The 26,121-nt window shown below is 68.7% G+C and carries 22 protein-coding genes; 10 read left to right on the top strand and 12 right to left on the bottom strand.

Going from position 1 to position 26,121, the window contains the following annotated elements:
• Positions 1–365: 365 nt before the first annotated feature.
• From IG75_RS0129415 to IG75_RS0129405, 3 genes are read right to left on the bottom strand one after another with little or no spacing between them, the layout of a single operon-like run.
• Positions 366–719 (bottom strand): SCO6045 C-terminal-like domain-containing protein, encoded by a 354-nt coding sequence (locus IG75_RS0129415; RefSeq protein WP_063834203.1) that lies wholly within the window; start codon positions 717–719, stop codon positions 366–368.
• The gene (locus IG75_RS0129410; protein ID WP_030524604.1) at positions 716–1,576 is read right to left on the bottom strand and encodes an MbnB/TglH/ChrH family RiPP precursor modification enzyme; all 861 of its coding nucleotides are present in this window, start codon (positions 1,574–1,576) and stop codon (positions 716–718) included. The genes IG75_RS0129415 and IG75_RS0129410 overlap by 4 nt, the downstream gene beginning before the upstream one ends.
• 3 nt (positions 1,577–1,579) lie before the next feature.
• On the bottom strand, positions 1,580–2,512 hold the full coding sequence (locus IG75_RS0129405) for a TIGR04222 domain-containing membrane protein (protein WP_051715017.1): 933 nt from the start codon (positions 2,510–2,512) through the stop codon (positions 1,580–1,582).
• A 507-nt stretch (positions 2,513–3,019) separates the two neighbouring features.
• On the opposite strand from IG75_RS0129405, the gene IG75_RS0129400 reads away from it, so the two are divergent.
• Entirely contained in the window at positions 3,020–3,724 is a 705-nt protein-coding gene (locus IG75_RS0129400) for a glycoside hydrolase family 25 protein (RefSeq protein WP_030524602.1), read from the top strand.
• A gap of 20 nt (positions 3,725–3,744) precedes the next feature.
• Here the strand turns inward: IG75_RS0129400 and IG75_RS0129395 are convergent, their stop codons facing one another.
• Together IG75_RS0129395 and leuS are read right to left on the bottom strand one after the other, a co-directional pair.
• Entirely contained in the window at positions 3,745–5,784 is a 2,040-nt protein-coding gene (locus IG75_RS0129395; RefSeq protein ID WP_030524601.1) for a PhoX family protein, read from the bottom strand.
• 130 nt (positions 5,785–5,914) lie between these two features.
• Complete coding sequence (gene leuS / locus IG75_RS0129390) at positions 5,915–8,809, bottom strand: leucine--tRNA ligase (protein WP_030524600.1); 2,895 nt, start codon at positions 8,807–8,809, stop codon at positions 5,915–5,917.
• 435 nt (positions 8,810–9,244) lie between these two features.
• Here leuS and IG75_RS0129385 point away from each other — a divergent pair, with 435 nt between their 5' ends.
• Complete coding sequence (locus IG75_RS0129385) at positions 9,245–9,670, top strand: SdpI family protein (protein WP_030524599.1); 426 nt, start codon at positions 9,245–9,247, stop codon at positions 9,668–9,670.
• A gap of 5 nt (positions 9,671–9,675) precedes the next feature.
• Here IG75_RS0129385 and ggh read toward each other — a convergent pair whose 3' ends face one another.
• Positions 9,676–11,013 (bottom strand): glucosylglycerate hydrolase, encoded by a 1,338-nt coding sequence (gene ggh, locus IG75_RS0129380; RefSeq protein ID WP_030524598.1) that lies wholly within the window; start codon positions 11,011–11,013, stop codon positions 9,676–9,678.
• 237 nt (positions 11,014–11,250) lie between these two features.
• Here ggh and IG75_RS0129375 point away from each other — a divergent pair, with 237 nt between their 5' ends.
• The gene (locus IG75_RS0129375) at positions 11,251–11,952 is read left to right on the top strand and encodes an SDR family oxidoreductase (RefSeq protein ID WP_051715013.1); all 702 of its coding nucleotides are present in this window, start codon (positions 11,251–11,253) and stop codon (positions 11,950–11,952) included.
• Between the two features lie 288 nt (positions 11,953–12,240).
• Positions 12,241–12,867 carry a hypothetical protein gene (locus IG75_RS0129365; protein ID WP_156059206.1) on the top strand — a complete coding sequence of 209 codons (627 nt, stop codon included), beginning with the start codon at positions 12,241–12,243 and terminating at the stop codon, positions 12,865–12,867.
• A 57-nt stretch (positions 12,868–12,924) separates the two neighbouring features.
• Here IG75_RS0129365 and IG75_RS0129360 read toward each other — a convergent pair whose 3' ends face one another.
• The gene (locus IG75_RS0129360) at positions 12,925–13,221 is read right to left on the bottom strand and encodes a hypothetical protein (RefSeq protein ID WP_030524595.1); all 297 of its coding nucleotides are present in this window, start codon (positions 13,219–13,221) and stop codon (positions 12,925–12,927) included.
• A gap of 378 nt (positions 13,222–13,599) precedes the next feature.
• Between IG75_RS0129360 and IG75_RS0129355 the strand changes: the two genes are divergently transcribed.
• Entirely contained in the window at positions 13,600–14,250 is a 651-nt protein-coding gene (locus tag IG75_RS0129355) for a DUF8020 domain-containing protein (RefSeq protein ID WP_030524594.1), read from the top strand.
• Between the two features lie 111 nt (positions 14,251–14,361).
• Here the strand turns inward: IG75_RS0129355 and IG75_RS0129350 are convergent, their stop codons facing one another.
• Entirely contained in the window at positions 14,362–15,156 is a 795-nt protein-coding gene (locus IG75_RS0129350; protein WP_030524593.1) for an LLM class F420-dependent oxidoreductase, read from the bottom strand.
• A 260-nt stretch (positions 15,157–15,416) separates the two neighbouring features.
• Between IG75_RS0129350 and IG75_RS0129345 the strand changes: the two genes are divergently transcribed.
• Positions 15,417–16,244, top strand: coding sequence for an alpha/beta fold hydrolase (locus IG75_RS0129345; protein WP_030524592.1), 828 nt, complete (start codon positions 15,417–15,419; stop codon positions 16,242–16,244).
• A 223-nt stretch (positions 16,245–16,467) separates the two neighbouring features.
• Here the strand turns inward: IG75_RS0129345 and IG75_RS0129340 are convergent, their stop codons facing one another.
• Genes IG75_RS0129340 through IG75_RS0129325 form a run of 4 tightly spaced genes read right to left on the bottom strand, consistent with a single transcriptional unit; the run spans position 16,468 to position 20,370 of the window.
• The gene (locus IG75_RS0129340; RefSeq protein ID WP_030524591.1) at positions 16,468–17,904 is read right to left on the bottom strand and encodes an MmgE/PrpD family protein; all 1,437 of its coding nucleotides are present in this window, start codon (positions 17,902–17,904) and stop codon (positions 16,468–16,470) included.
• Positions 17,901–18,740, bottom strand: coding sequence for a cyclase family protein (locus tag IG75_RS0129335; RefSeq protein ID WP_030524590.1), 840 nt, complete (start codon positions 18,738–18,740; stop codon positions 17,901–17,903). Before IG75_RS0129335 ends, IG75_RS0129340 begins: the two co-directional genes overlap by 4 nt.
• Positions 18,737–19,579 carry an HpcH/HpaI aldolase/citrate lyase family protein gene (locus IG75_RS0129330; RefSeq protein WP_030524589.1) on the bottom strand — a complete coding sequence of 281 codons (843 nt, stop codon included), beginning with the start codon at positions 19,577–19,579 and terminating at the stop codon, positions 18,737–18,739. Before IG75_RS0129330 ends, IG75_RS0129335 begins: the two co-directional genes overlap by 4 nt.
• Positions 19,576–20,370, bottom strand: a complete 795-nt coding sequence (locus tag IG75_RS0129325; RefSeq protein ID WP_030524588.1) for an IclR family transcriptional regulator — start codon at positions 20,368–20,370, stop codon at positions 19,576–19,578. Before IG75_RS0129325 ends, IG75_RS0129330 begins: the two co-directional genes overlap by 4 nt.
• 245 nt (positions 20,371–20,615) lie before the next feature.
• Here IG75_RS0129325 and IG75_RS0129320 point away from each other — a divergent pair, with 245 nt between their 5' ends.
• The 4 genes from IG75_RS0129320 to IG75_RS0129305 are packed head-to-tail and all read left to right on the top strand — an operon-like array spanning position 20,616 to position 26,039.
• Positions 20,616–21,983, top strand: coding sequence for an FAD-dependent oxidoreductase (locus IG75_RS0129320; protein ID WP_030524587.1), 1,368 nt, complete (start codon positions 20,616–20,618; stop codon positions 21,981–21,983).
• Between the two features lie 39 nt (positions 21,984–22,022).
• A complete protein-coding gene (locus IG75_RS0129315; RefSeq protein WP_030524586.1) occupies positions 22,023–23,483 on the top strand; it encodes a dihydroorotase in 1,461 nt (486 codons plus the stop codon).
• An 11-nt stretch (positions 23,484–23,494) separates the two neighbouring features.
• Positions 23,495–24,703, top strand: a complete 1,209-nt coding sequence (locus IG75_RS0129310) for a CaiB/BaiF CoA transferase family protein (protein WP_030524585.1) — start codon at positions 23,495–23,497, stop codon at positions 24,701–24,703.
• 31 nt (positions 24,704–24,734) lie between these two features.
• Positions 24,735–26,039: an MFS transporter gene (locus IG75_RS0129305; RefSeq protein ID WP_051715010.1), complete on the top strand. Its 1,305-nt coding sequence runs from the start codon at positions 24,735–24,737 to the stop codon at positions 26,037–26,039.
• The last annotated feature ends 82 nt before the right edge of the window (positions 26,040–26,121 follow it).

The raw sequence follows: 26,121 nt of genomic DNA, 5'->3' as shown, positions 1-26,121 counted from the left end.
CGGCCCAGCGCAGCTTCACCTACGACAACGACCAGGGCGGCTACCTCGACATCTGCGCCTACAAGCCGTACTACTACGCCTGCCGGTGATCCCGGTGCCACGCAGTCACCACTCGCCGGGCAGTCGCGACGTAGGCCGCCGACTCCGGGGACTACGGCGGCGGTAGCACGTTCGGCGTCCACCTCACCGGCGCCGTAGTAAGACTCATACGGGTAGGAGCGGTCGACGCGCCGAGGTCCACTCGGCGCGGAAACGGCCACCAGCGCATCCGTCACGACGAACACCGGTCATGACATGTGCGAACGTACCGGCCGAATCGGCCCGCAGCACCGGACCACGGTCATGGCGTAAGCGACGACCCCCGGTCAGCGCGAACGAAGTCGCCGTAGCAACCGGGAGACCGGAGCCGGTACCCCTGGACGCGACGCGGGCCACGGGATACCGCACTCCCGGGCGAACCGCAGGGCGTCGGCCACAGTTCCATCCTTCGGGCGGTTCCGCGCCCATTCGACGAACCGCCCGGTGAAATCCGGACCGGTGGCGTACACCAGGCCGGGATGGCGGGCCGCGACTTCCCGGGCCCGTTTGTGCAGCAGTGCATGTGCCGCCGCGCCCACCGCGGCCGGATCGAAACCCGCCGGAACCGGCTCCCCCGCCACCAGGGCACGCACCAGGGCCGCCTGCCGATCGGCCAATCCGGGGGCCTGCGCGTTCGTCACCGCAATCCCGCCCGGGCGACCGCGGTCACCGGTGCGCGGGCCGCGGCGTTGGCTATCGCGTCCAGTTCGTCGAGCAGCTCGTGGGCAGGCGGATAGTTACCGTCCCGTTCGAGCATGAGCGGAACCGGGTGATCGTGTACGAACTCGGTGACCAGCGCGAGCACCTCCGCGGGTATCGGATGCAGATGGGTGTCGTGATAGCGACCGCCGGATTCGTGGCCGCCGGCGATATGGCAGTAGGCGATCCGCTCGGTGGGCAGGCGCCGCAGTTCGGTGCGCGGATCACGGCCCCGGTTGCGCGCGTTCGCGTACACATTGGCGATATCGAGCAGCAGGTACACCCCGGTGCGTTCGACGATCTCGGTCAGGAATTCCGCTTCGCTGAATTCGTCGTCGGGCCAGTCGAACAGCGCCGCGATGTTCTCCACCGCGAGCGGCACGTCCATACCGGCCCGGGTCCGGGTGATATTCGCGGACAGTACGTCGAGCGCTTCCCGGCTGCGCGGCACCGGCAGCAGATGACCGGCCTCGAGCCCACCCGCCCGCACGAAGGCGATGTGCTCGCTCACCAGCGGCGCCGATACCGCCCGCGCGCAGGCGGCCAGATGTTCGATGCGGCGCCCGTCCACCGGCTCGGCACCGCCCAGCGACAGCGAGATGCCGTGCGGGACGACAGCGGTACCTCGGTCGCGCAGCGCCGCCAGTTCCACCGGCACCTCGACCCCACCGCGGGCGCCCGCACGTAGCGATTCCGCGATGACCTCACAGAAATCGAGCCCGTCCAGCCGGTCGATCACACCGCAGATCTCCGGTCGCCAGCCGATTCCGAGCGCGGTTTCCGGTAGCGGCCCGGTCACCGGTCAGCCACCGCAGCCGCCCCCGCCACAGCCCCCACCACCGCCGCAGCCGCTACCGCAGCTGCTGCCGCCACCGCAGCCGCTGCCGCCACCCGTGTCGCCCGCACCGGAATCGCCCCCGGATACACCTTCCGCGCTGTACCCGGACATGGCGTTGTTCAGCGCCGGATCGAGCAGCACCAACGCCTGCACGCCGAACAGCGCGACCGCCAGCCCGGCGGCCCCGGGTCCGTAGGTCTGATACGAGGGCGCGTTCGCCGGGCGCAGATACCGGTTGCCGCCGGTGGCCTCCGCCAGCGCCGCCCGGCCCGCGGGCGTGACCCGCACCGGCGCCGCCACCCGCCATCCGGCGATGCCCAGCACGATCAGCACGAGCAGGAGGAAGAGCACCGGCTTGCCGTTGATCAGACCGGTGATCAGCCGGGCCACCCCGAACAGGCCGACAACCAGAATCGGCAGTGCGGCCTCCCGCAACTGCCCGATGTACCGGCGGTCGGCCAGATAGCCGCGGTCGACGAGTGCCTCACGCATCCGGTCCAGTTCGGGCCGGAGCCGAGCGGTCATCAGGGTGATGCCCGCCTTCGACTCGCCGAGCCGGTCGCGGACCGCGACGGTGAACGGATCCAGCGTGACCGTGGCTGCGGCGTTCCCGGCCGGACCACCACCGGCGTCGATGAGATCGTGACCGCGCAACAGCGCGACCGAAGCCATCACCGCCCGCCGATCGCTGGTCAGCAGACCGAGTTCGGGTGCGGTCAGTTCACCGGGTGGAGCCGACGCGGGCGCGTGCACGATCCGGTGCCGCAGCCGCCATCCGATCACCACGGCGACGACCGCGATCGGTAGGTAGAGCAGCAGGAACGCGGGGCCGGAGACACCCCAGGTCTCGCCCACGAACAGTTGCCGTTCCGCCACCGACCATCCGACAGTGCGCATAACCCACCTCCGGCTCCGCACAATATTGAATCCAGTATCCGGACCGGATCCCGGCCACGCCACGACGATTCGGCAATCGTTCGTCCCGCCTACAGCAGGCGGACTCGGGGCCCGGGCCTTCCTTTCCGCCGGTCGGCCCGGACACGGGGCGGGCCCCGACCATCAATACTGACCACCCGGAGTAGCCGAAAGATGTACACGGACGTACACCTCGACCAACCTCGGTAGGCCCGGAGCACCTCGCCACTCCGTGGACAGCCGGTCGCATGTCGTATTCGCTCCGTCACTGTGTCCCCGGGACGGGCCCGGCCACAAATGCCGACCATCCGAAATCGGACCACCGCGGGACCTCCGGACACGGCGGTGTAATACCGGGGAGTCCCGGTCCGCGTGCCTAGGGTCGGGTCCATGAAAACTGCCCGATTGAGATCGACCGTGCGAAAGTCCGGCTCGCGCTTGGGGCCGGGCAGCTTCATTCGAACCCGACGCCGGTCCACCGGCCTCGCCATGCTGACGTTCGCGCTGGTGGCGGGCCTCGCGTTCGTTTCGGCGCCCGCGCACGCGGAACCCACCGGCCCGGATGTCTCGTCCTGGCAACACGGCGGTGGACGGCTCATCGACTGGTTCGCCGTCCGCGCGGCGGGTCACCGTTTCGCCATGGTCAAGGCCACCGAAGGCCTGGACTACGTCAACCCGTTCTTCGTTCCGGACAGTCTGCAGATGCGGTTGGCCGGGATGGCGCGCGGTACCTACCACTACGCCCGCCCGGAACTCCCGCCGGAACCGCAGGCGGCCCTCTACGCGACGATCGTCCTCGGCCAGAACGGGCCGCTGGATCTGCCGCCGGTCCTGGATATCGAGCATTCCGGCGGTCTGGCGCCGGGCGCGCTGATCGACTGGACCCACCGCTACCTCGACACCGTGCAGACCCTCACCGGACGCGTGCCGATCGTCTACACCTATCCGCGGTTCTGGCAGACCGCGATGGCCGACAGCGACCAGTTCCACCGCTACCCGCTGTGGATCGCCGACTATCGTGACCGCGCCGAACCGGAGGTACCCGGGCGCTGGCCCGCGTGGACCTTCTGGCAGCAGACCGACTCCGGCTCGATCCCGGGTATCCACGGCAACACCGATATCAACGTGTACAGCGGCGCACAGGGCGATTTCGCCCGCTTCGCCCGGATGGGCGGGCTCACCGGCAGCGGCTAGCCCCGTACGCCGCGTACCTTTTACACGCCGATCCGGCCGCCCCCGGACTTCCAGACCGCCACCACGGCCGGGCGCGGCTGGGTCGTTCCGCCGTCCGGCCAGTGCGAGGCCGGGTTCTCCACCGAGGCATCGTCGGTTTCGCCCGGATGCTGGACGCACACCATGACCCGCTCCTCGGTGATCACCGGACCGCAGGTCTCGGCGCCGATCGGAACCGACAGGAACTGTTTGGTCTCGCCACGCCGGTCACCGTCCAGCACCACCGCGAACAGTCCGTCGTTGGCGTCGAGCGCATTGCCGTCGGTGCTGATCCACAGGTTGCCGTAGGGATCGAAGGCGAGGTTGTCGGGGCAGGAGATGGGGCTGACCTTCGTTTTGTCGTAGCCCGCGAAGTAGGTGTCGGCGGCGGCCGGGTCACCGCAGACCAGCAGCAGGGACCAGGTGAACGAGGTGCCCGCGTGATCGTCGGTGAGCTCGAGTACCTGGCCGTTCTTGTTCTTGTTACGCGGGTTGGCCTCGTCGACCCCGGGTTTGCCGTCGGTACCGCGCTTGTCGTTGTTGGTCAGCGCGACATAGACCTTGCCGGTCTTGGGGTTGGCCTCGAAGTCCTCGGGGCGGTCCATCTTGGTGGCGCCCACCTTGTCGCCGGCGAGGCGGGTGAACACCGCGACCTCTTCGGCGGTCATCCCGTCCACCAGCGATTCGCCGCGGCCGTCCTCGGCCGTGCGCAGGATCGGGATCCACTGCCCGGTGCCGGTGAAACCCTGATCGGAGGGGGCCGTGCCCGAGCCGTCGATCCGGTCCGGATGGTCGCCGGTGAGTTTCGCGACGTAGAGGGTGCCGGCGTCCAGGATGGTCATATTGTGGCGGCGGCTCGCGGCCCCGGTGCCGGGTTCGACCTTGCGCGAGGAGACGAACTTGTACATGTAGTCGAAGCGCTCGTCGTCACCGGTGTAGGCGACGACGGTGCCGTCGGCGGCGACGTGGATATTCGCCGCCTCGTGCTTGAACCGGCCCAGCGCGGTGTGCTTGACCGGGGTGGAGGCGGGGTCCCACGGATCCACCTCGACCACCCAGCCGAAGCGGTGCGATTCGTTGGGTTCGGCGGCGATATCGAAACGCCTGTCGAACTTCTCCCAGTAGTGCGGGGCGTCGGATTCGCCGATGCCGTACCGCTTCAGCCGCGCCGCCGCCACCGGATCGGCGGATTTACCCACGAAGTAGGCGTTGAAGTTCTCCTCGCCGGACAGGACCGTACCCCACGGGGTCACCCCACCGGAGCAGTTGTTGACCGTACCGAGGACCTTCGTGCCGGTGGGATCGGCGGAGGTCTTCAGCAGCGGGCTGCCGGCCGCGGGGCCGGTGAGCCGGAACTCGGTGGTCGCTGTGATGCGCCGGTTGTACTTCCCGAACGCGGGCTGCAACCGGCCGGTCCCGGGGTCGCCGTGCACCTCGACAACGGACAGGCCGTGGGCCGCCATCGCGATCTCGACCTGCTCCCGGGTGATCGCCTCGGGCTTGTATCCGGGGAACATGAACTGTTCGGTCGTGTACTCGTGGTTCACCACGAGCAGGTACTTGCCCGGCTGCCCCTCGATCGGCAGCAGGCCGGCGAAATCGTTGTTGTAGCCGAACTGTTTCAGCTGCGCGGCCGGGGTCTGGCCGAAGAAATCGAATTCGGGCGCGTCCTCGAACAGCGGATCACCCCAGCGGATGACGACGCCCTGCTCGTAACCTTCCGGAACGACGAGCGCGTCCTCGGTGTTCGGCGCGACCGGCGCGAACCCGGTGCCCGTACCCTCGGAATTCGCGGCCGGACCGATCTCGGTCCCGTCGCCGCAGGCGGCGAGCGCGCTCGCCGCGCCGATCGCGACCACCGCGGCCGCACTGCCCTGCAGCAGGCGCCGCCGGGAGATCCCCGCGACGATATCCCCGAAGTAGCTGTTCGTCGAGGTATTGGGCACCTCGTGGAAGCAGGCGTTTCCGCATTTGTACTGACAGGTGACGCGAGACCGCGAACCCGCGGGTTCGTGGGCGACAAAGAGCGCTAGAGGTTTCACAGTGGACTCCTGTTCCGGGCTGAACGCACGCACGCTAGCCCACCCAGGCGAGTCTCAGGAGACCGACGGATTAACGACCGGCCAACACGGAGACCCGGGAAAGCCCAGGCCACCGTGTCGGCCGTCACTGTTACGCGACTATGTTGATCAACCGGCCGGGGACCACGATCAGTTTGCGCGGGGCTTTGCCGTCGAGCAGGGCGGCGATCTTCTCGTCGGCCAGCGCGGCCGCTTCGATCGCGGCCCGGTCGGCCTCCGGATCGACCTGGATCCGGCTGCGGACCTTGCCGTTGACCTGGATCGGGTACTCCACCGTCTCCGCGGTGAGCAACGCCGGATCGGCCACCGGGAACGGCCCGTGGGCCAGTGAGTGGGTGTGCCCCAGCCGCTCCCACAGTTCCTCGGTCATATGCGGGGCCAGCGGCGCCAGCATGAGCACCACCGGTTCCACCGCCGAACGCGGCGCGCCACCGGGGTAGGCCTTGGTCAGGTGATTGGTCAGTTCGATCAGTTTGGCGCCCGCCGTGTTGTCGCGCATGGCCGCCAGGTCTTCGTCGACACCGGCGATGGTCCGGTGCAGCAGCCGCAACGTCTCGTCGGCGGGATTGCCCTCGGTGACCCGGGTCGCGCCGGTCTCCTCGTCCACCACCAGCCGCCACACCCGCTGCAGGAACCGGTGCGCGCCGATGACGTCCTTGGTCGCCCACGGCCGGGAGGTGTCCAGCGGGCCCATCGACATCTCGTAGAAGCGGAAGGTGTCGGCCCCGTACAGATCACAGATCTCGTCGGGGGCGATCGCGTTCTTCAGCGATTTGCCGATCTTGCCGTACTCCTGCTGCACCTCGACCTCGGTGCCCGTGGCGTCGGTCCAGTAGAACCGGCCGTCGCGTTCGGTCACCTCGGCGGCGGGCACGTAGGCGCCGCGCGCGTCGGTGTAGGCGAAGGCCTGGATGTAGCCCTGGTTGAACAGCCGGCGATACGGTTCGCTGCCGCTCACCTCACCCAGATCGAACAGGACCTTCTGCCAGAACCGCGCGTACAGCAGATGCAGTACCGCGTGCTCCACCCCGCCGACGTACAGGTCGACCCCGCCCGGATCGTCGGCGCCGTGCTCGGCCGGCCGCGGGCCCAGCCAGTAGGTCTCGTTCTCTTTGGCGCAGAACTCCGCGGAGTTGGTCGGATCGGCGTAGCGCAGCTGATACCAGGAGCTACCCGCCCAGTTGGGCATCACATTGGTGTCCCGGCGGTACCGGCGCGGGCCGTCGCCCAGATCCAGCTCGACCTCCACCCAGTCGGTGGCCTTGGCCAGCGGCGGGGACGGTTCGGAGTTCGCGTCGTCGGGGTCGAAGGTGACGGGCGCGAAATCGTCGAGTTCGGGCAGCCGCACCGGCAGCATCGATTCCGGCAGCGCGTGCGGCGCCCCGGCCTCGTCATAGACGATCGGGAACGGTTCACCCCAGTACCGCTGCCGCGCGAACAGCCAGTCCCGCAGCTTGTACTGGACGGTGCCCGCACCGTGGCCGTCGGCCTCCAGCCGGGCGATCACCGTGGCCTTGGCGTCGGCGATGGTCAGGCCGTCCAGGTAATCGGAGTTGATCGCCGGCCCGTCACCCGCGTAGGCCTCGCCGTCGAAATCCGCGGGCGGGCGCACGGTCCGGATGATCGGCAGGCCGAAGGCCGTCGCGAAATCCCAGTCGCGCTGATCCTGGCCGGGCACCGCCATGATCGCGCCGGTGCCGTAGCCGCTCAGCACGTAGTCGGCGATGAAGATCGGGATCTGCGCGCCGTTGACCGGGTTGGTGGCGTAGGCGCCCAGGAATACGCCGGTCTTGTCCTTGTTCTCCTGGCGCTCCAGATCAGATTTCGCGGCAATGGATTTGCGGTAAACCGCCACGGCTTCGGCCGGTGTGGCACTACCGGCCGTCCAGCGCGGATCGGTGCCGTCGGGCCAGGCGGCGGCGACCAACCGGTCCACCGTCTCGTGCTCGGGGGCCAGGACCATATAGGTCGCGCCGAACAGGGTGTCGGGGCGCGTGGTGAAGACCTCCACATCGCCTGCCGCGGTGGCGAACTCGACCCGCGCACCGCGCGAGCGCCCGATCCAGTTGCGCTGCATGGCCTTGACGTTCTCCGGCCAGTCCACCCGGTCCAGATCGTCGATCAACCGGTCGGAGTAGGCGGTGATCCGCATCATCCACTGCCACAGACGTTTACGGAACACCGGGAAGTTGCCGCGCTCGCTGCGGCCGTCTGCGGTGACCTCCTCGTTGGACAGCACCGTGCCCAGCCCGGGACACCAGTTCACCACCGAATCGGTCTGGTAGACCAGCCGGTACGAGTCGAGCAGGGCATTGCGTTCGGCGGCGGGCATACTCGCCCAGTCCTTACCGTCCGGCGCCGGCCGGGCCCCCGTGGCGAACTGCTGTTCCAGCTCCGCGATCGGCCGGGCGCGGCCGATCTCCTGGTCGTACCAGGCGTTGTAGATGCGCAGGAAGATCCACTGCGTCCACCTGTAGTACTCGGGGTCGGTGGTCGCGAACGAACGCCGCCGGTCGTGCCCCAGGCCCAGCCGGTCCAGCTGCCGCTGCATGGTGGCGATATTGGATTCGGTGGTGTCGCGCGGATGCGCACCCGTCTGCACCGCGTACTGCTCGGCGGGCAGACCGAACGCGTCGTACCCCAGCGCGTGCAGCACATTGCGGCCCCGCATCCGGTGGTAGCGGGCGAACACATCGGTGGCGATATAGCCCAGCGGATGGCCCACGTGCAGCCCCGCTCCCGACGGGTACGGGAACATGTCCTGGACGAACAGCTTGTCGGCCGGGACCTCGCCCGCCAGCGGGCCGACCGGGTTCGGGGCGAAGAAGGTGCCGCGCTCGTTCCACCGCTGCTGCCACCGGCGCTCGATCTCCCCGGCGAGCTCGGCGGTGTACCGATGGGCGGGCGTATCACCGGCGCGGCCCTGGGCTGCGCCGTGGTCTACCGAGCTCTGCCCGGCCGTCTCGGTTGCGCGGGAGTCCTGCACGGTCCTGCCTTCTCTAGCTGCTGGTGGAAAAAATCCGTCTCGACAGCCTAAGACTTACGCCCTGACAAGCCCAAAAGGATAGGGAGGCGTGCCCGCCTCCGAAATGAGATCCTCATTTTCCAGCCCCCCGGACGGTCCACCTCAGTGGTCGGGGCCCGCCCCCGATTCTGGACCGACGGAGCGAAGGAGCGCAGCGACTGAGCGTGTGCAGTCGACCGTCCAGAGAATGGCGACCATTGAGCACTGACAGTGACGTGAGCCTCGGGGCCCGCCCCCGATTCTGGACCGACGGAGCGAAGGAGCGCAGCGACTGAGCGGAGGAGGGAAGAATCGGGGTCACAGGGCCCCGACCCGCGCGCCGAAGGCGCGCCAGTAAACACAGCCCCGACCAGCCCCGCCGGAGGCGGGGCCGATAAACACAGCTAGGCTCAGCGGGTGTTCGTTGTCGCAATTCTCCTGTTCGTCCTGGCCGTGGTGGCCCTGACGACGGGTGTGCTCGGCCTCATCGGCCGTCTGCCCGGCAACCGCTATATCGGTGTCCACACCGAGGCCGCGCTGCGGGACGAGAGCGCGTTCCGGGCCGCCAACCGGGTGGCCGCGCCCACCCTGATCATCTCTGCCGCGTTGCTGTCCGCGGGCGGCCTGGTGGTCATGGCCGCCGGCGGCTTCACCGGAGTGCTGGTGGCAGTGGGTGTGCTGGTCATCGCGCTGTTCACCCTCGGCGCCGGAGCGAACGCCGGCGCCCGGGCGGCGGAGGCCATCGCGCCGGCGCCGGAACCCGCCGGAGGTTGCGGCGGGTCCTGTGGTGGCTGCTCGCTCAAGGATATGTGCGAACCGGCGGCCGGCTCCCAGCCGGTCTGAACCGGTCAACCCAGCCAGTCCAGTACCGACGCGGCCGTCCAGGACTGCTGCATACTGCCCAGCGGTTCCCCGGTGAACGGTTCGTAGTACTCGGCGAAACTGCCGTCGCTGGCCTGACGTAGAGCTTCGGCCCGCAGCATGAACGAGCGTTCCGCCCAGCCGCGGTGGGCGAACACCCAGGAGAACAGCCAGCTCATCACCGGCCACACCGGGCCGCGCCAGTATTCGCGCGGCCGGAAATCCTTCGACACCGGCGAGGTGGAGGGCGGGAGCGCGTAGCGCAGATCCGGGTGACCACAGAAGCGCGGCCCCTCGAACAGGCGCAGCAGGTTGCGTTCGGTGGCCCGCGGCAGACCGCCGCTGATCAGCGGTGCGAACATGGCCAGGGTCTCGGTGGTGATCCAGCGCTGCAGGCGGGTATCGTAGTCGCGCGCCGCGCCGGTGCGGGCATCGGTGGTCGCGACCACGCCGGCCCGGAACCGGTCGGCCCAGCCGAAGAGTTCGCGGATATCCGATTTCGCCTGGTGGTATTCCTCACCGATCTGTCCGAGGACCTCGCAGGCCAGGGCGAAGATCGCGGTCACGAACACATCCTCGACCGCGAAGTCCATCGCCGAACTGAGGGCGTCGTCGTCGTAGCGGGCGCGGCGCATCTGCTCCACCAGCCACAGATACCGGTCGTATTCGCGATCGGTGGGCCGCTGGGTGGGGTCGGCGACGACGAGGACGTCCTCGCGCCGGTAGGGCGGCAGATCACCGGGCACCACATGCTCGTAGGCCCGATCCCAGCGCGGGGAGTTGTCCATCCCCGATTCCCAGCCGTGGTAGAGCGTAATGCGCCCGCTGCCCAGAGGGTCGCGGGCGTGCGCCAGCCAGCGATGCCAGCGCACCAGATCGGCCCAGCGCCGGTTGAGGAATTCTTCGGCGACCGCGCGCGTGCTGCGGCCGTGCCGGCGTGAATGGTCCAGGATTCGCTGGACGGCGATGGCATGGACCGGCGGCTGGGTGATCCCGGAGGTGTCCGGGCCGTCGGGCGCGTTGGCGGCCAGCAGCCGGCATTCCCAGCGGGCCGGGCCGGGGAAGTAGCCGTCCACCCCGTTGGCGAAGACGATATGGGGGATCATGCCGTTCTTCCACTGCGCCGAGAGCAGGGTGTCGAGCTCGATCACCGCGCGTTCCACGCTCAGCGGCGCCAGCCCCACCGCCACGAAGGCCGCGTCCCAGCTCCACATATGCGGATACAGGCGGGGCGCGGCGCTGGTCATGGTTCCCAAATCGTTGCCGCGCAGCAGATAGGCCGCGCGGGCGGCGAGCTGCGTGGGAGTGAAACCTGGGTGTGCCATCTCTACATCTTGCTGGTTCGGACCGGGCGCACGCTTCATCGGTGCGTGTGAACGCAATATCTACCGAGCCCCGGTTTCGCTCCGGTGTGCGGCATATTTCGGATGCGCTACACGAACTTGCCGAACCCTCGCGCCGCGCCCCCGGCGGCGGTGCGGTGTGTGGCACGCTGTCCGGCGGACCGCCCGGCACGCAGCGGACCGGTGGCGCGGCGGGCGACGATACCGAGGAGTGGCGATATGCAGCAGGAAGCCGACCGCGCACCGGACGAGCAGCGGGTAGCGCTGATCACCGGCGGCGGACGTGGACTGGGCGCGGCGGTCGCCCGGGAGCTGGCGCCGGACCACCGGCTGCTGCTGGGCGCGCGAACCCCGGCCGGTCTGGAATCGATCCTGGCCGAACTGCCCGGCGCCACCGGGTGGCCGGTGGAGCTCACCGACTACCCGGCGGTGGCGGCCGCGACCGGGCCGATCGACCGGCTGGACGTACTGGTCCACAACGCGGGTATCGCCGATCTGGGCACCATCGCGGAATCCTCGGTACGGCAGTGGCGCGAAACGCTCGAGGCCAACCTGATCGCCGTCGCGGAACTGAGCCGGCTGCTGCTGCCGGCCCTGCGGGCGGCGGGCGGCCATGTGGTGCTCGTCAATTCGGGGGCGGGTCTGCGTGCCAACGCCGGCTGGGCCTCGTATGCGGCGAGTAAGTTCGGTCTGCGGGCGTTCGGCGACGCACTGCGGCTGGAGGAGCCGTCGCTGCGGGTGACCTCGATTCATCCGGGCCGTATCGATACCGATATGCAGCGCGCGATCGTGGCCGGAGAGGGCCGGGCCTACGAACCCGAGCAGTTCCTGCGCCCGGAGACGGTCGCGCGCGCCATCCGGACCGCGATCGACACCCCGCGCGACGCCCATCCCACCGAGATCGTGCTGCGCCCCTGGTGAACGCGGCCGCACGCCGGCCGGGCCTCGTCTTACGCCCCTGGACCCCGGGCGACGCGCGGCGTGGCGCCGCGTGGCGTTACGACGGCCCGTGGGCTACGACCCGGCAGGCAACGAACCGCTCGGCGCCGCTGACGGTTATCGGGCCGTGGGTGAACGCTCGGTCGGGTGCGTGGTGGTGCTGCTACCGCCCGCCTGACCGAGCGGCACTACGAGGCGACTGCCGAGACGGATGCGTCCGGGCCGGGCATTCCCGTGCGAAACCCCTTGTAGGCCAATATTCTCGGCGTCATGGGATCAGGGGAGAACAGCAGTACATCGCCGAATCGCCGCTCGATCGTCGTGGGCTCCGCCCTGGCCGCCGCGGGCCTCGGTCTCGGCGCCGGTGTGGCAGTCGGTAAGTCGAGCGGACAGGATGGCGATACGGCGGCGGCCGAGGGATCGTTCACTGTGGTGGACCGCCGCGGCAGACAACGCCTCCTGCTCGAGACGACGAAGCCGCCGATCGTTCTCGGCGGTCGGACCTACCCGGCGCACGAGCGACAGGGCCCGGACGCCACCTACCTGATCTTCAACGACGAGAAAGGTGACGAGAAGGTCGGCATCATCGCCTCGAGCGAAGGCGCCCAGCTATCCCTCGACTACCCCAACGGGGACGCCGTTCACCTGCGGGCCCAGTGGGAGGGCAAGGTGGGCGGCGCCGTCCTGGCCATGCGGCAGCTGGGGGATCCGGACGCACCACTCGAGGAGGCACGGCATCCGAACGGTGTGCTGCTGTCCACCCATACCGAGCAGGGCACGAGCCTGATGCTGTGCGATCCGCAGGGCCGCCCGCGGATCCGGCTGCAGGTGGCGGCGGACGGAACCCCGTCGATCGCGATACTCGACGAGCAGGGATCGATCGTCCGGGAGCTCTGATGCGAGAGATCGGCGGGCGCGGTGGCGCCCGCCGACGCACCTTCCGGCAGCGGTTGCTCAGTGCTCGTCGTAGTGTCCGTCGTGGGCGGCGTGCCGATGCCCGTCGTGGATGTAGTCGACATGATCGCCGTGCGGCACCGCGACATGACCGCAGCCCTCACCGTGGACGTGGTCGTGCGAGGTGGCCTCGGTGTGCCCGTGGGTTTCGCACTCGTCGAAGTGCCCCTCGTGCGCCCGGTGCAGGTGTCCGTCGTGGACATAGTCGACGTGATCACCGTGCGGGACCGCGACATGACCGCAGTCCGGCCCGTGTACATGCGTGTGGTCGGTATGCTGATCGTGTGCCGTTGTCATCGGTGTTCCCTCTTTTCTCGAAGCGGTTGCTCTGCTCGAAACGGTCACCTGTAACTTCGCACTGAAATACATTACCAAGTGCGCATCAATGCAGGTAGCTGTTGATGCGCCAGACCCGGCAAGACGGCGATTCGCGGGAGCGCCCCTTCCCTCCCCGCTATAGCAAATCGATATAAATACCCGAATCATCCGATCTATAAACCGATTCGGGGAATTTTTCGCACGGTTTTTATGTCTTTCGGATACCAACCGCGTAACGTCGATGCAGTTCGAAACCGCTGGGCGGCAGCGTTTGTGCCCGGCGGCGAATAGCTGCGCGACAGTTCTGGCTGGTTATTCCACTGGCAACACCGTGATGAAGATCGGACACGAGACCTCATGATGATCCGCAAGATCGTTGCGGCGGTAGTGCCGCTGCTCGCCACCACCACCGTGGGCGCGGCAGTCGTGCACGCGGAACCCGCGACGCCCGAGATCGGTTACCGCGCCGAGCTCATCGGTAACAGAGTGGTCACCACTCTCACCAACGGCACATTCGAAATCGCCGGCGAAACAGTCGAAATCCTCGACAACTCCGGCACAACCGTGGTGGCGTTGCCGCTCGCGGTACGCGAGGGTGCCACCGAGTACCCGCTTCCGCACACGGTGCGCGACGAGGGCCGGGTGCTCGAACTGACGGCGGTCAAGGATGTCGCCGCGGCCCGGCCCGCCGCGCAGCCGGTGGCCTCACCGCAGGAGAACCTCGCGGCCCAGGACAACTTCACCTCCCAGTTGGGTATCGCCACCGCCATCGGCGGCTTCGTCGGTACCGCGCTCGGCGCGGTCGTCGGACTGGCCACGTGGGCCGGCGGGCCGGTGACCGGCATACCCGGAATCGTCACCGCGGCCGCTCTCGGTGGCATCATCGGCACCATCGTCGTCGGTGGACCGACACTGATCATCGCGGGCATCGACCTGATCAACACCCTGGTCGCCGCCCCCGGCACCACACAGTGGGCGCCGCGTCAGCAGGTCCAGTCGGCGAACTGAACCCAGCCCCGACGGATCGGTGAACACGGGTCGGTGACCCGATCCGCTCGGCACACAAACCTCTCGGGCCCGGTCTGCGAAGGCAGACCGGGCCCGTTGCTGTTCCGGCGGTCAGGCGATACCGCTGACCGGCTCCGGGTTGATCTCATCGCGCCAGGCGATGGCCTCGCGGACCCGGGACAGGTCGTAGTCCGGGCCGGTGATGCCGACCGTGAACAGCGTGGCCCCGGCCGTCAGATAGTCCGGCGCCTTCTCCGCGCCCGGCCAGGCCACCGAACGCTCGATCCTGCCGGTTTCGGTACCCACCCGCGCGCAGTGTTCTTCGAGCACCTGGCTCTTGTGGATGAACACGTCCAGTTCGCCGAAGCTGTGCCAGATATGCGCGTACTCGGCCACCAGGCGCAGGGTCTTCTTCTCCCCGCCGCCGCCGATGAGCACCGGGATCTCGCGCACCGGCTGCGGCTCGAGTTTCGCCAACCGGCCGGTGATGCGGGGCAGGTATTCCTTGAGCAGGTTCAGGCGGCTACCGGCGGTGCCGAAGTCGTATCCGTACTCGTCGTAGTCACGCTCGAACCAGCCCGAGCCGATACCGAGGATGAGCCGGCCGCCACTGATCCGGTCCACGGTGCGGGCCATATCGGCCAGCAGGTCCGGATTGCGGTAGCCGCCACCGGTGACCAGCGCACCGATCTCCACCCGTTCGGTCTGTTCGGCGAAGGCGCCGAGCATGGTCCAGCATTCGTAATGCGCGCCGTCGGGGTCCCCGGTCAGCGGAAAGAAGTGGTCCCAGTTGAAGACGATGTCCACACCCGCGTCCTCGGCCCGCAACACGGCATCGCGGATGAGTCCGTAATCGGGCGCGTGCTGGGGCTGGAGTTGGACTCCGATCCGAACTGGTCGGCTCATCTTGTTTGACTCCTCGTCGTCGGGTGATCTCCCGGCCCCGAGGCTACCGGGGCCGGGGAGCCCGGGCCGGGCGGAAACAGCGGGGGCGGGCCGATCATCGACACGGGTCGACGCGGGCGCCTGTTCCGGTCGCGCATGGATTGCGTAACGGATGAATACAGGCCCTTTTCCGGGCCGTTCCGTCGGTAGCATTTCGGGCGGCGTCTCGTTGTCACGACCCGCTACCGGTCGGCGAATCACGCACAGAAGGAGGCTCCGCCATGCCTGTGTGCACGACCCGCGACAAGGTGAACATCTATTACAAGGATTGGGGTAGTGGTCGCCCGGTCGTATTCATCCACGGCTGGCCGTTGAACGCCGACGCCTGGGAAGACCAGATGAAATTCGTCGCCGATAACGGTTACCGCGGTATCGCCCACGACCGGCGCGGTCACGGCCGCTCGGACCAGCCGTGGAACGGTTACGATTTCGACACCTTCGCCGACGACCTGAACGATCTGCTGACGAGTCTCGATGTCCAGGACGCAACGCTGGTGGCACACAGTATGGGCGGCGGTGAGCTCGCCCGCTATATCGGCCGGCACGGGACCGGGCGGGTGCACTCCGCGGTACTGCTCTCGGCCATCCCGCCGCTGATGAGCAGGACCGAGAGCAACCCCGAAGGTGTGCCGGACGAGGTATTCGACCAGATCAAATCCGGAATCCTCGCCGAGCGTTCGCAATTCTGGAAGGACACATCGGAAGGGTTCTTCAGCGCGAATCGCCCGGGCAACAAAGTGACCCAGGGAAATCGCGACGCATTCTGGTTCATGGGTATGCACGAGAGCATCCAGGCCGGCGTGAAATGTGTCGACGCGTTCGCGTACACCGATTTCACCGAAGACCTGAAGAAGTTCGATATTCCCACTCTGATCGTGCACGGAGACGACGACCAGGTGGTGCCGATCGATGCGACCGGACGCAAATCGGCGGAGCTGATCCGGGATTCGACGCTGAAGGTGTACGAGGGCGGCTCGCACGGCATCGCCCTCGTCCCGGGGGACAAGGAGAAGTTCAACGCCGACCTGCTGGAGTTCCTCGACCGCTGACGGCACCGGGCACGGACCACGGGCCGCATCCGCCGACGGGACGCGATCGACTGTGCTGTCCGGACCCGCGTAACGCCCGGCCGTCGTAGCGGCCGTCCCGGAGATGGAAGAGCCCCGCGGATCCCGGGCACCGGGAACCACAGGGCTCTTCCGCTGTGGCCGGCCGGTCCGGGAGCGGCGGGTTCGCCACCGCAACCGGGCCGTGTGACCGGGACCGGAGGGGTCAGCCCCGGACGAGCGACATGAGACTGTCCAGCGATCCGGCCGCCGGCAGTGCGAGCGCACGCTCGGCGACCGTCCCCGCCTGCACCGCGGAAAGGTGACCTTCGACATTCAGGTCGAACTTGAGGGTGAGTTCGTCATCGGAGAGCGGATTCGCCGGGCCGCCGCGATTGTGGTCGACCCGCGCTTCGTGCCATTGCCCGTCGCGGGTGCGCACCCGCAGCACGGCCGGGAACTGGTGCGGGTAGATCTCGTCGCACCGGGCGTCGGCGTGCGCGGTCACCAGCGCGGCCAGTGCCAGCGTGCGCGGGTCGCGTGCGGCGTCGTCGGTGAAATCGGCATGGCCCACGCCCAGCCCGGATCCGCCGAGCAGCGCCCGTGCCACCGTGAACGGGCCGGAGAAGGCCGCGTGGTAGCCGGACTCGGGGGCGGCTTTGGCGGCGGGTGGTTCGGCGATGGTGCGCAGCACCGGTGTCGGCACGCCGAGGTCGATCTCCACGATCGCGTCCGGATCGAGGCCGTCCGCTCGCAGCGCGCGGGCGGCATCGATACCGGCGTGGGTGAAGTGGTTGCACGGATAAGGCTTGAAGAAGATCCCGGGCAGTTCCCAGTGTTCGCCCAGCCGGTCGACGACCTTGGCCGTATCGGCCCGGTCCCCGCAGAAGGCGTGCAGGAATCCGAACCGGCCCTCGATCACGGTGGGCGGTCCGGTGAGCCCGTGCCGGGCGAATTCCGCGGCGGTGACCCCCGAATGCGCGGCCCAGCCGCAGTGCGCGCGCTTCACCGTGCCGCCGGTCCGGTTGGCCTCCAGCAGTCCGGCGCCGAAGCTGGCGGCGATACCCATCGCGTCCGCGATACCTTCGGCGTCGAGGTCGTAGAGCATGGCCGCCGCGGCGGCGGAGCCGACGGCGCCGCAGATGGACGTCGCGTGCTGGCCGCGTTCGAAGAACTCGGAATTACCCAGTTCTTCGTCGTAGCCACCCATGCCCAGGCGCACCGCGATCTCGATACCCACGCCCGCCGCGTCCAGGACCGCGGCACCCGAGGCGCCGGTGGCCTCACCGACCGCGAGAGCGGCCGGGACCACGGAAGCGGACGGATGCAGTACCGACGGCAGATGAGTGTCGTCGGAATCCATCGAATGCGCCAGGGTGCCGTTCACCAGCGCGGCGGTGGCGGCGGGAAAACGTTCCCCGGTGCCGATACCGGTGGCCGCGGCAGCACCGGCCCAGCCGCGCGCCACAGCCGTGACGGCCCGGGCCGAAGGCTGTCCCTGGGCGGCCAGGGAGTTGCCGAGTACATCGAGGACGCGGCGGGCCACATCCTTGCGGAGGTCGGTGGCGAGCCCGGCGGTGCGGGTATCCGCGGCGAGAGCGGCGAGCCGGCCGACCACGGTACCGGTGAGGTCGTGGCGGGCGGTGGGGGCGGCGGCGGTCACGAGGCCACCACCGCGACCGGGCGCACCGGCGAACCGGTACCACCGGTGATGCGCAGCGGCGCCATCACGAAGGTGAACTCGGTCAGGCCGCGAGCGCTCGCGTCCTCCAGATTCAGGTGCTCGATGATGTGAATGCCGTTCTCCACCAGCAACACCCGGTGCACCGGCAGCACACTGTGTCCCTTGCCGGGCGGAATATGTTCGAAGGCGGTGGTATCCGCGCCCGCGGCCACGATCCCGGCGGCGGCCAGCCACTGCGCCGCGCCCACATCGGCACCCGGCACCCCGTCCTGCTGACCGAGGTAGCGCTGGGCGTCGTCGAAATGCCGGGCCCAGCCGGTACGGATGAGGACGACATCCCCGCGTCGCGGCGTCACCCCGGCCGCGTCGGCGGCGTCACGCAGATCCTGCTCGGTGACGGCCTGACCGGCTTCGAGGGCATCCACGCCGCGCACCCGCGGCACGTCCAGCAGCAGTCCGCGCCGGAGCATGAAAGGGATGGTTTCCGCGCCGAGCCGGGAGAACCGCCCGCCGCGCTGCGCTTCCTCGGCGTCGATATCGCCGTGCAGTTTGCCGCAGTGGCTGACGTGGGACAGGGCGTCCACATGGGTGCCGACGTGCCCACCGGTCACGATGATCTCGTTGGACGCCGATCCGCCGTCCGGACGGACCATATCGCCGTGCCGGCGGATCAGGGTCATCCGGAAGCCGGGATGGTTGGGTGAGCAGGGCATACCCGTCGTATACGGATGCCCCAGCTCGACGACGTCGACATCGCTGTTCACCACGGCGTGCAACAGCGCGTCCGGCGCGGCGGACACGGTTTGTTCGGTCATGTTCTCACTCCTCGTACTGCGGTGGCCTCTGCCCGGTCGAGCACCACGCGGGCGTTCGCGACGACGGCGGGGTCGATGAATCTGCCGTTCTCGTCGAGAACCGCGGATTCCCCCGCCGCCTGGGACGCGGCCGCGCACTCCACGATTCGCCGGGCTCGGCTCTGTTCCTCCGGCGACGGTGTAAAGGCCTGGTTGACGATGCCGATCTGATTGGGATGGATGACCGAACGCCCGAAAAAACCCTGGGCGCGGCCGGTGCGCGAGGTCTCCGCCAATCCCGCCGAGTCCTCGACCGCGGTCCAGACGCTTTGGACCGGTGAGGACAGTCCGGCGGCGCGCGCCGCGGTGACGATCCAGCCGCGCGCCCACGCCAGGCCGTCGGCCTCGGTGCGCAGATCGGCGGCCAGATCCGCTTCACCCAGCGCGATACCGGTGACCCGCGGATGACATTTCGCGATAGCGGGCGCCGCGAGCAGGCCCGCGGCCGATTCGATGATCGCGTGCACCTGGCAGGTGAGCCGGCCGGTCGTGGCGGCCACCGATTCGGGCGTTTCGGCCTTGGGGAGCCGTACCCCCGCGGGCGGGGTCTGCGCGGCGACCAGGCCGGCGAGCTCGTTGTCCAGCCAGGACGACCCGATGGCATTGAGCCGCAACCAGATCCGGCGCTCCGGTGGTGCGGTGCGCAGGGCGGCGAGGGCATTGGTCAGCGCGCGCTCCTTCGCGTGGACCGGTACGGCGTCCTCCAGGTCGATCACCACGGCGTCGGCGGCGCTGTCGATCGCCTTGCCGATCCGGTCGTCGCGGTGTCCGGGCACGTAGAGCCAGCTGCGCGGAGTCATTTCGCCTCCACCGCGACGGGATTCGGCACCCGGTGGCCCAGCGCTCGCGAAACCCGCTGCGCCGCCTCGACCAGTGCGCTCTCGTAGCGATCGCACGCTTCCTCGGTCATCCGGTAGCTCGGTCCGCACACCGATACCGACCCGATCACCGCGCCGTCGGCCCCGAACACCGGGGCGGCGATCGACCCCGCGCCCTCCTGGCGTTCCCCGGTCGACCGACACACTCCCCGTTCCCTTGCCTCGCGCAGCGCGGCGCGCAGCGACGCGGGGTCGACGATCGTGGTGCCGGTCAGCCGGGGCAGCGGTCGCGACAGCAGATCGTCCTGCTCCTCCTCGGAGAGGTGGGCCAGGATTATCCGGCCCGACGAGCCGCTGTGCAGGTCGAACCGGCGACCCAGCTCGACGGTCATCTTGATTTCCTGAGTACTCTCGACCTGATCGAGGTAGACGCGACCTCCCGGTAACCGGCCGGTGACGGTCGCCGTCTCGCCCGTGGCGCGCTGCAGGTCCACCAGGGCCTCGCGGGCCATCCGCCGCAGCGGGGATACGTCCAGTGCGCGGGCGCCGAGCGTCGCCGCCGCCGGTCCGAGCAGGTACCGGCGGGTCGAGGGCTCGTAGAGCAGCAGACCGCATTCGACGAAGGTCGTGAGGATGCGGTGGGCGACCGCCTTCGACATACCGGTCGAGCGGGCGATCTCCGAGACGCCGAGCGCGCTCGACCGGCGGCCGAACTCGAGCAGCACATCAGCTGCCCGGGCGGCAGACGTGGTGCCTCCACTGGAGGACTCCATCGTGGCTCCGTTTCTGCGGGGTCTTTTCGTTGTTCCGACGGCGACGCTACCGCCGCGACCGACGTACATCTGAACAAAGTTGTACCGCTTAGCGAAACGATTGTCCAGGCCGCTCGACCGGCTCATGCATGAGTTTCGTCGGCGTTAATCGTTTCTACAGGCACTTGTGTCCGGATTGCCGAACGTGCATAGTGCAGGGGACCACATTCTTGCGTTCCGCTAAGCGGAACAGACTAGGAGGAAGCGTGGACGGTCCGGATTTCGATCTCGTCGTCGCCGGTGCGGGCGGCGGGCTGGTCGCTGCGCTGCGCGCCGCCGAACTCGGCGCGAACGTGCTCGTGGTCGATGCCGACGAGTACTTCCAGCGCGGGAACAACACCTCGATGTGCACCGCGATGATCCCGGCCGCCGGCACCCGCTGGCAGCAGGCCGCGGGCGTCGCGGACAGCCCGGACCGGTTCCTCGCCGATATCGACCGCAAAACCGGCGGTACGGCCGATCAGCGCCTGGCCCGGGCCCTCGCCGAATCGAGCGCGCGGCTGGTCACCTGGCTCGCCGACGCTCAGGAACTCGACCTCGAACTGGTCACCGACTTCCGCTACCCCGGCCACAGCGCCGACCGCTGCCACACCATCCCCGGCCGCCACGGTTCCAAGCTGCTGCGCCACCTGGTCGAGCGCGCCCGCGCCCACCCGCGGATCGAGCTGATCGCGCCGATGAGCCTGCGTGAGGTGCTCACCACCGACGGCCGGGTCACCGGGGTCGAGATCGCCACCCCGGACGGGAACGCCGAACGGCTGACCACACCCGCCGTCCTGCTCGCGACCAACGGCTTCGGCGCCGACAGCGAACTGGTGCGCCGCTGGATCCCGGAGATCGCCGACGCCCACTATCACGGCGGACAGTTCAGTCGCGGCGACGCGCTGCGGATCGGACAGGGGCTGGGGGCCGACACCGGGTTCCTCGATGCCTACCAGGGGCACGCGGCGCTCTCTTCGCGCAGCCAGACCCTCATCGGCTGGGCCACCGTCGTCCACGGCGGCGTCATCGTGAACAGCGAGGGCCGCCGGTTCGCACCCGAGACCACGGGTTATTCGGAATTCGCCGCCATCCTCGCGGTCCAGCCCGGCAGTGCCGGATGGATCGTCATCGACGAGCACATCGAAGCGCTGTGCTCGGTGTTCGACGATTTCCGCGCCGTCGCCGAGAGCGGTTCGCTGGTCCGCGCCGCGACGCCCGCCGAACTGGCCGAACGGATCGGCGTACCGGCCGCGGCGCTGGACGACGAACTCGGTGCCGCCCACCGCGCCGCGGCGGGTACGGAACCGGACCGGCAGGGTCGCACCGACGACCGCCACCCCCTCACCGCGCCCTATGTCGCCATCGCCGTGACCCCCGCCCTGTTCCACACCCAGGGCGGTCTGGTCGTGGACGAACACGCGCGGGTACTGGCCGGCGGTGTGCCGGTCCCCGGCCTCTACGCCTCGGGCGGCGCGGCCATCGGCATCTCGGGCCACGGCGCCGGGGGCTACCTGGCCGGTAACGGCCTCATCACCGCGCTCGGCCTGGCGTTCCTCGCCGCCGAGCACGTGAGCAGCCCGGTCGCCGCCTGACCCCAGATTTCACCTATCGGATATTCGCCAGGAGAAGAAATGACCTCGTACCTGATCAAGAACGGCACCGTGGTGCGCACCGACAACTCGGCCCCCGAGGAGGGCGAGTCCGCGGACATCCTGATCGTCGACGGCAAGATCGCCGCCATCGGCGCGAACCTGGAGTCCGCGGATGCCGAGATCGTCGACGCGTCCGGCAAGCTGATCTTTCCCGGCGTAGTGGACGCCCACCAGCACTGGGGCATCTACAACCCGCTGGCCGAGGACACGCAGACCGAATCCCGCGCCAGCGCCCAGGGCGGCGTCACCACCGCGCTGACCTACATGCGGACCGGGCAGTACTACCTGAACAAGGGCGGCGCCTACGCCGACTTCTTCCCCGAGGTGCTGGACGCCTCGGCCGGACGCAGCTACATCGACTACGCGTTCCACCTGGCGCCCATGTCCAAGGAACATATCGGCGAGATCCCCGCGCTGGCCGCCGATCAGGGCGTGACCTCGTTCAAGATCTTCATGTTCTACGGCAGCCACGGCCTGCACGGGCGGTCCACCTCGCAGAGCGATTTCCTGATGATCCCCGAGGACGAGCGCTACGACATCGCGCATTTCGAGTTCGTGATGCGCGGCGTGCAGAAGGCGCGGGAGCAGTTCCCCGAACTCGCCGATCACATCTCGCTGTCGCTGCACTGTGAGACCGCCGAGATCATGAGCGCATACACCAAGATCGTCGAGCAGGAGGGCGAGCTCAGCGGTCTCGCCGCCTACAGCGCGTCCCGACCGCAGCACTCCGAGGGCCTGGCCGTGACCATCGCGTCCTTCCTGGCCGACGAGACCGGACTGCCGAATATCAACCTGCTGCACCTGAGCTCGGCCAAGGCGCTGAAGGCCGCCATGAAGATGGCCGAGGCGTTCCCGCACGTGAACTTCCGCCGCGAGGTCACCATCGGTCACCTGCTCACCGATATCGACAATGCGAACGGTCTGGGCGCCAAGGTGAACCCGCCGATCCGCCCGCGCGAGGACGTCGAAGCACTGTGGGAGCACCTGCTCGCCGGCAATATCGACTGGGTCGTCTCCGACCACGCCTGCTGCAAGGACGAGGTGAAGTTCGGCGAGGACCGCGACGATGTGTTCGCCGCCAAGTCCGGTTTCGGCGGCACCGAATACCTGCTGCCCGGACTGGTCACCGAGGGCCGCAAGCGCGGGCTGTCGCTGCGCCGGATCGCCCAGCTCGTCGCCTCGAACCCGGCCGACCGCTACGGCCTGCCCGGTAAGGGCCGGCTCGCGGAGGGCGTCGATGCCGATATCGCGATCGTCGACCCGAACCGCACCTGGACCGTGCGCGCCGCGGATTCCGAATCCACCCAGGAATACACGCCGTTCGAGGGCTTCGAGCTGACCGCCGCGGTCACCGACACCTTCGTGCGCGGTAACCGGGTGCTGGCCGACGGCGTGGTCACCGGCGAGCCCGCGGGCCGCTACATCTCGCGCCCGTACTGAGGAGTTCGTAGGTGAACGACGAGAAGCAGCCGACCGGTCCGCTGCGCGGAATCAAGGTCCTGGATGCCTCCACCATCCTGGCCGGACCACTGACCGCCCAGATCCTGGGTGATTTCGGCGCCGAGGTCATCAAGATCGAGCACCCGCAGAAACCGGACGGGATGCGCGGCCACGGCCTCGACAAGGACGGGATCCCGCTGTGGTGGAAGATGGTCGCCCGCAACAAGCAGACGATCACGCTGAACCTCGGCACCCCCGACGGTCAGCAGATCTTCCGGGATCTGGCCGCCGAAGCGGATGTGGTGATCGAGAACTTCCGCCCGGGCACCTTCGAACGCTGGGGCCTGTCCTACGCGGAACTCTCGTCCCGTAATCCGGCGCTGATCATGCTGCGCGTCACCGGTTTCGGGCAGCACGGTCCCTACGCGAAACGGCCCGCGTTCGGCACACTGGTCGAATCGATGAGCGGGTTCGCCCACCTCACCGGTCAACCCGACGGGCCGCCCACCCTGCCGGCCTTCGGGCTCGCCGATTCCATCGCCGGTGTCGCCGGTTCCTCGGCGATCTCGATGGCGCTGTTCGAACGCGAACGCAACGGCGGCACCGGGCAGGAGGTCGACCTCGACCTGCTCACCCCGATCATGACCGCGGTCGGACCCGGGGTGATCTACGCCGATCAGCTCGGGATCGACCAGGAGCGCACCGGTAACCGGTCGCAGAACAACGCGCCCCGGAACCTGTATCGCACCAAAGACGACCACTGGGTCGCGATCTCCACCAGCGCCCAGGCCATCGCCGAACGCGTGATGCGGCTGGTGGGGCATCCCGAGGTGATCGACGAGGAATGGTTCGCGACCGGGCGCACCCGCGCCGAGCACGCCGACCTGCTCGACACATACGTCGGCGGCTGGATCGCCGAACGAACTCGTGACGAGGTCACGAGTGTTTTCGAAGAAGCCGGCGCGGCCGTCGCGCCGGTCTACCGTCCGAGCGACCTGCTCACCGATCCGCAGGTCGTCGCCACCGACATGGTCACCACCGTCGAGGACAGCGAGCTCGGCCCCATGCGCATGCAGAACGTGATGTGGCGCATGACCCGATCGCCCGGGGCGATCCGGCACACCGGACGACCCGCCGGTGCCGACACCGACAAGGTCCTCACCGATCTCGGGCGCAGTCCCGAGGACATCGACGACCTGCGGGCACGCGGCGTCATCTGACCCCGCGGCAGCTTTATCTCAGGAGTTCGCTATGAAATCGCGTTGGTGGACAATCGCCATCATCTTGGGCCTGGTGGTGGTGAATTATGTCGATCGCAGCGCCATCTCGTTCGCCGCAAGCCATCTGCGGGACGAGTTCGGAATCACGACCGGCCAGTACGGCGTCATCAGTTCCGCATTCTCGATCGGCTACATGCTTTTCGCCCTGCTGTCGGGGCCGCTGGTCGACCGGTACGGTTCGCGCCGCGTCCTCATCGTGGGGATGTTCATCTGGGCCGCGGCCACTGCGCTGACCCCGTTCGCGGGCGGGTTCATCGGTCTCATCCTGCTGCGTATCCTCCTCGGAGCCGGTGAAGCGCCGTGCTTCCCGGCGGCGACGCGGATCGCCAGCCGGTGGCTGCCGGCGCATGAACGCGGCAAGGCGCTCGCCCTCATCGGCGGCGTCGCGGTGTCGGGCAGCCTGCTGATCGGCGGACCGATCCTCACCCAGCTGATCGCGCTGGTCAGCTGGAAGGGCATGTTTTTCGTGCTCGCGGTCGCCGGACTGATCTGGGTGGTCGTGGCCTACCCGTTCCTGAAGAACTCGCCGAGTGAGGCGTCCTTCGTCTCGGACAAGGAACTGCGCTACATCCGGGCCGGTCAGACCGACGGTGAGGACAGCGGGCACGAGGAGAAGGTCGACTGGGGCGAGATCCTGCGCAACCGCAACCTGTGGCTCGTCGGACTCGGCTACTTCGCCTGGGGATTCATGTTCTGGGCCTTCATGTACTGGCTCCCCCAGTACCTCGAACACGAATTCGGTCTCTCCATCAAGGAGGTCGGCGGTTTCTCGGTGGCACCGTGGGCGGCCGGTGTGGTCGGCGCGCTCGCCGGCGGCATCCTGGTGGACCGCGTGTACAAACGCACCGAGCGCATCCGGTCGCGATTCCTCATCATCGGCGTGGCGCTCCTGCTCGCCGGTGCCTCGATCGCCCCGATCCTCTTCTTCCCCGGCAACCTCACCATCGCTCTGATCTGCATCTCCGCGGGTGTCGGCTTCGGCTTCATCACCGGCGGCATCTGGTGGGTGGCCTCGATCGACGCCGCCCCGACCCAGCCGGGCACCGCGGCCGGTTTCGCCGACGCGTGCTTCGCCCTCTCCGGGATCGTGGCCCCGTCGGTGATGGGCTTCATCGTCTCCGAAACCGGCACCTACGACGGCGGCTTCATCGTCATGACGGTCCTGTGCCTCATCGGCTCGGCGGCGATGCTGTTCTTCACCAAGGAACCGGAGCGGCCGGCGCACCCGCCGGTCCGCCCGGGAGAACCCGAGGGCGAGCTCACCACCACGAGTTAGCGTCCGCCGGATTCGTCCGGGGTGTGCCCGCGACGCACCGCGTAGCCCGATGAGGGGTTACGCGGTGCGTTCGCGTATCACG

The organism is Nocardia rhamnosiphila NBRC 108938 (genome assembly GCF_000720425.1).
Taxonomy (GTDB): Bacteria; Actinomycetota; Actinomycetes; order Mycobacteriales; family Mycobacteriaceae; genus Nocardia; species Nocardia rhamnosiphila.
Note: the sequence above shows the minus strand (reverse complement) of the source record. Positions and strands in the feature narration are given on the sequence as shown.

Bases quoted from the DNA above. Each gene is read 5' to 3' on its own strand.
- IG75_RS0129405 (WP_051715017.1), bottom strand. From the start codon at position 2,512: ATGCGCACTGTCGGATGGTCGGTGGCGGAACGGCAACTGTTCGTGGGC.
- IG75_RS0129400 (WP_030524602.1), top strand. From the start codon at position 3,020: ATGCTGACGTTCGCGCTGGTGGCGGGCCTCGCGTTCGTTTCGGCGCCC.
- ggh (WP_030524598.1), bottom strand. From the start codon at position 11,013: ATGGCACACCCAGGTTTCACTCCCACGCAGCTCGCCGCCCGCGCGGCC.
- IG75_RS0129375 (WP_051715013.1), top strand. From the start codon at position 11,251: ATGCAGCAGGAAGCCGACCGCGCACCGGACGAGCAGCGGGTAGCGCTG.
- IG75_RS0129365 (WP_156059206.1), top strand. From the start codon at position 12,241: ATGGGATCAGGGGAGAACAGCAGTACATCGCCGAATCGCCGCTCGATC.
- IG75_RS0129360 (WP_030524595.1), bottom strand. From the start codon at position 13,221: ATGACAACGGCACACGATCAGCATACCGACCACACGCATGTACACGGG.
- IG75_RS0129355 (WP_030524594.1), top strand. From the start codon at position 13,600: ATGATGATCCGCAAGATCGTTGCGGCGGTAGTGCCGCTGCTCGCCACC.
- IG75_RS0129350 (WP_030524593.1), bottom strand. From the start codon at position 15,156: ATGAGCCGACCAGTTCGGATCGGAGTCCAACTCCAGCCCCAGCACGCG.
- IG75_RS0129345 (WP_030524592.1), top strand. From the start codon at position 15,417: ATGCCTGTGTGCACGACCCGCGACAAGGTGAACATCTATTACAAGGAT.
- IG75_RS0129335 (WP_030524590.1), bottom strand. From the start codon at position 18,740: ATGACCGAACAAACCGTGTCCGCCGCGCCGGACGCGCTGTTGCACGCC.
- IG75_RS0129330 (WP_030524589.1), bottom strand. From the start codon at position 19,579: ATGACTCCGCGCAGCTGGCTCTACGTGCCCGGACACCGCGACGACCGG.
- IG75_RS0129325 (WP_030524588.1), bottom strand. From the start codon at position 20,370: ATGGAGTCCTCCAGTGGAGGCACCACGTCTGCCGCCCGGGCAGCTGAT.
- IG75_RS0129315 (WP_030524586.1), top strand. From the start codon at position 22,023: ATGACCTCGTACCTGATCAAGAACGGCACCGTGGTGCGCACCGACAAC.
- IG75_RS0129305 (WP_051715010.1), top strand. From the start codon at position 24,735: ATGAAATCGCGTTGGTGGACAATCGCCATCATCTTGGGCCTGGTGGTG.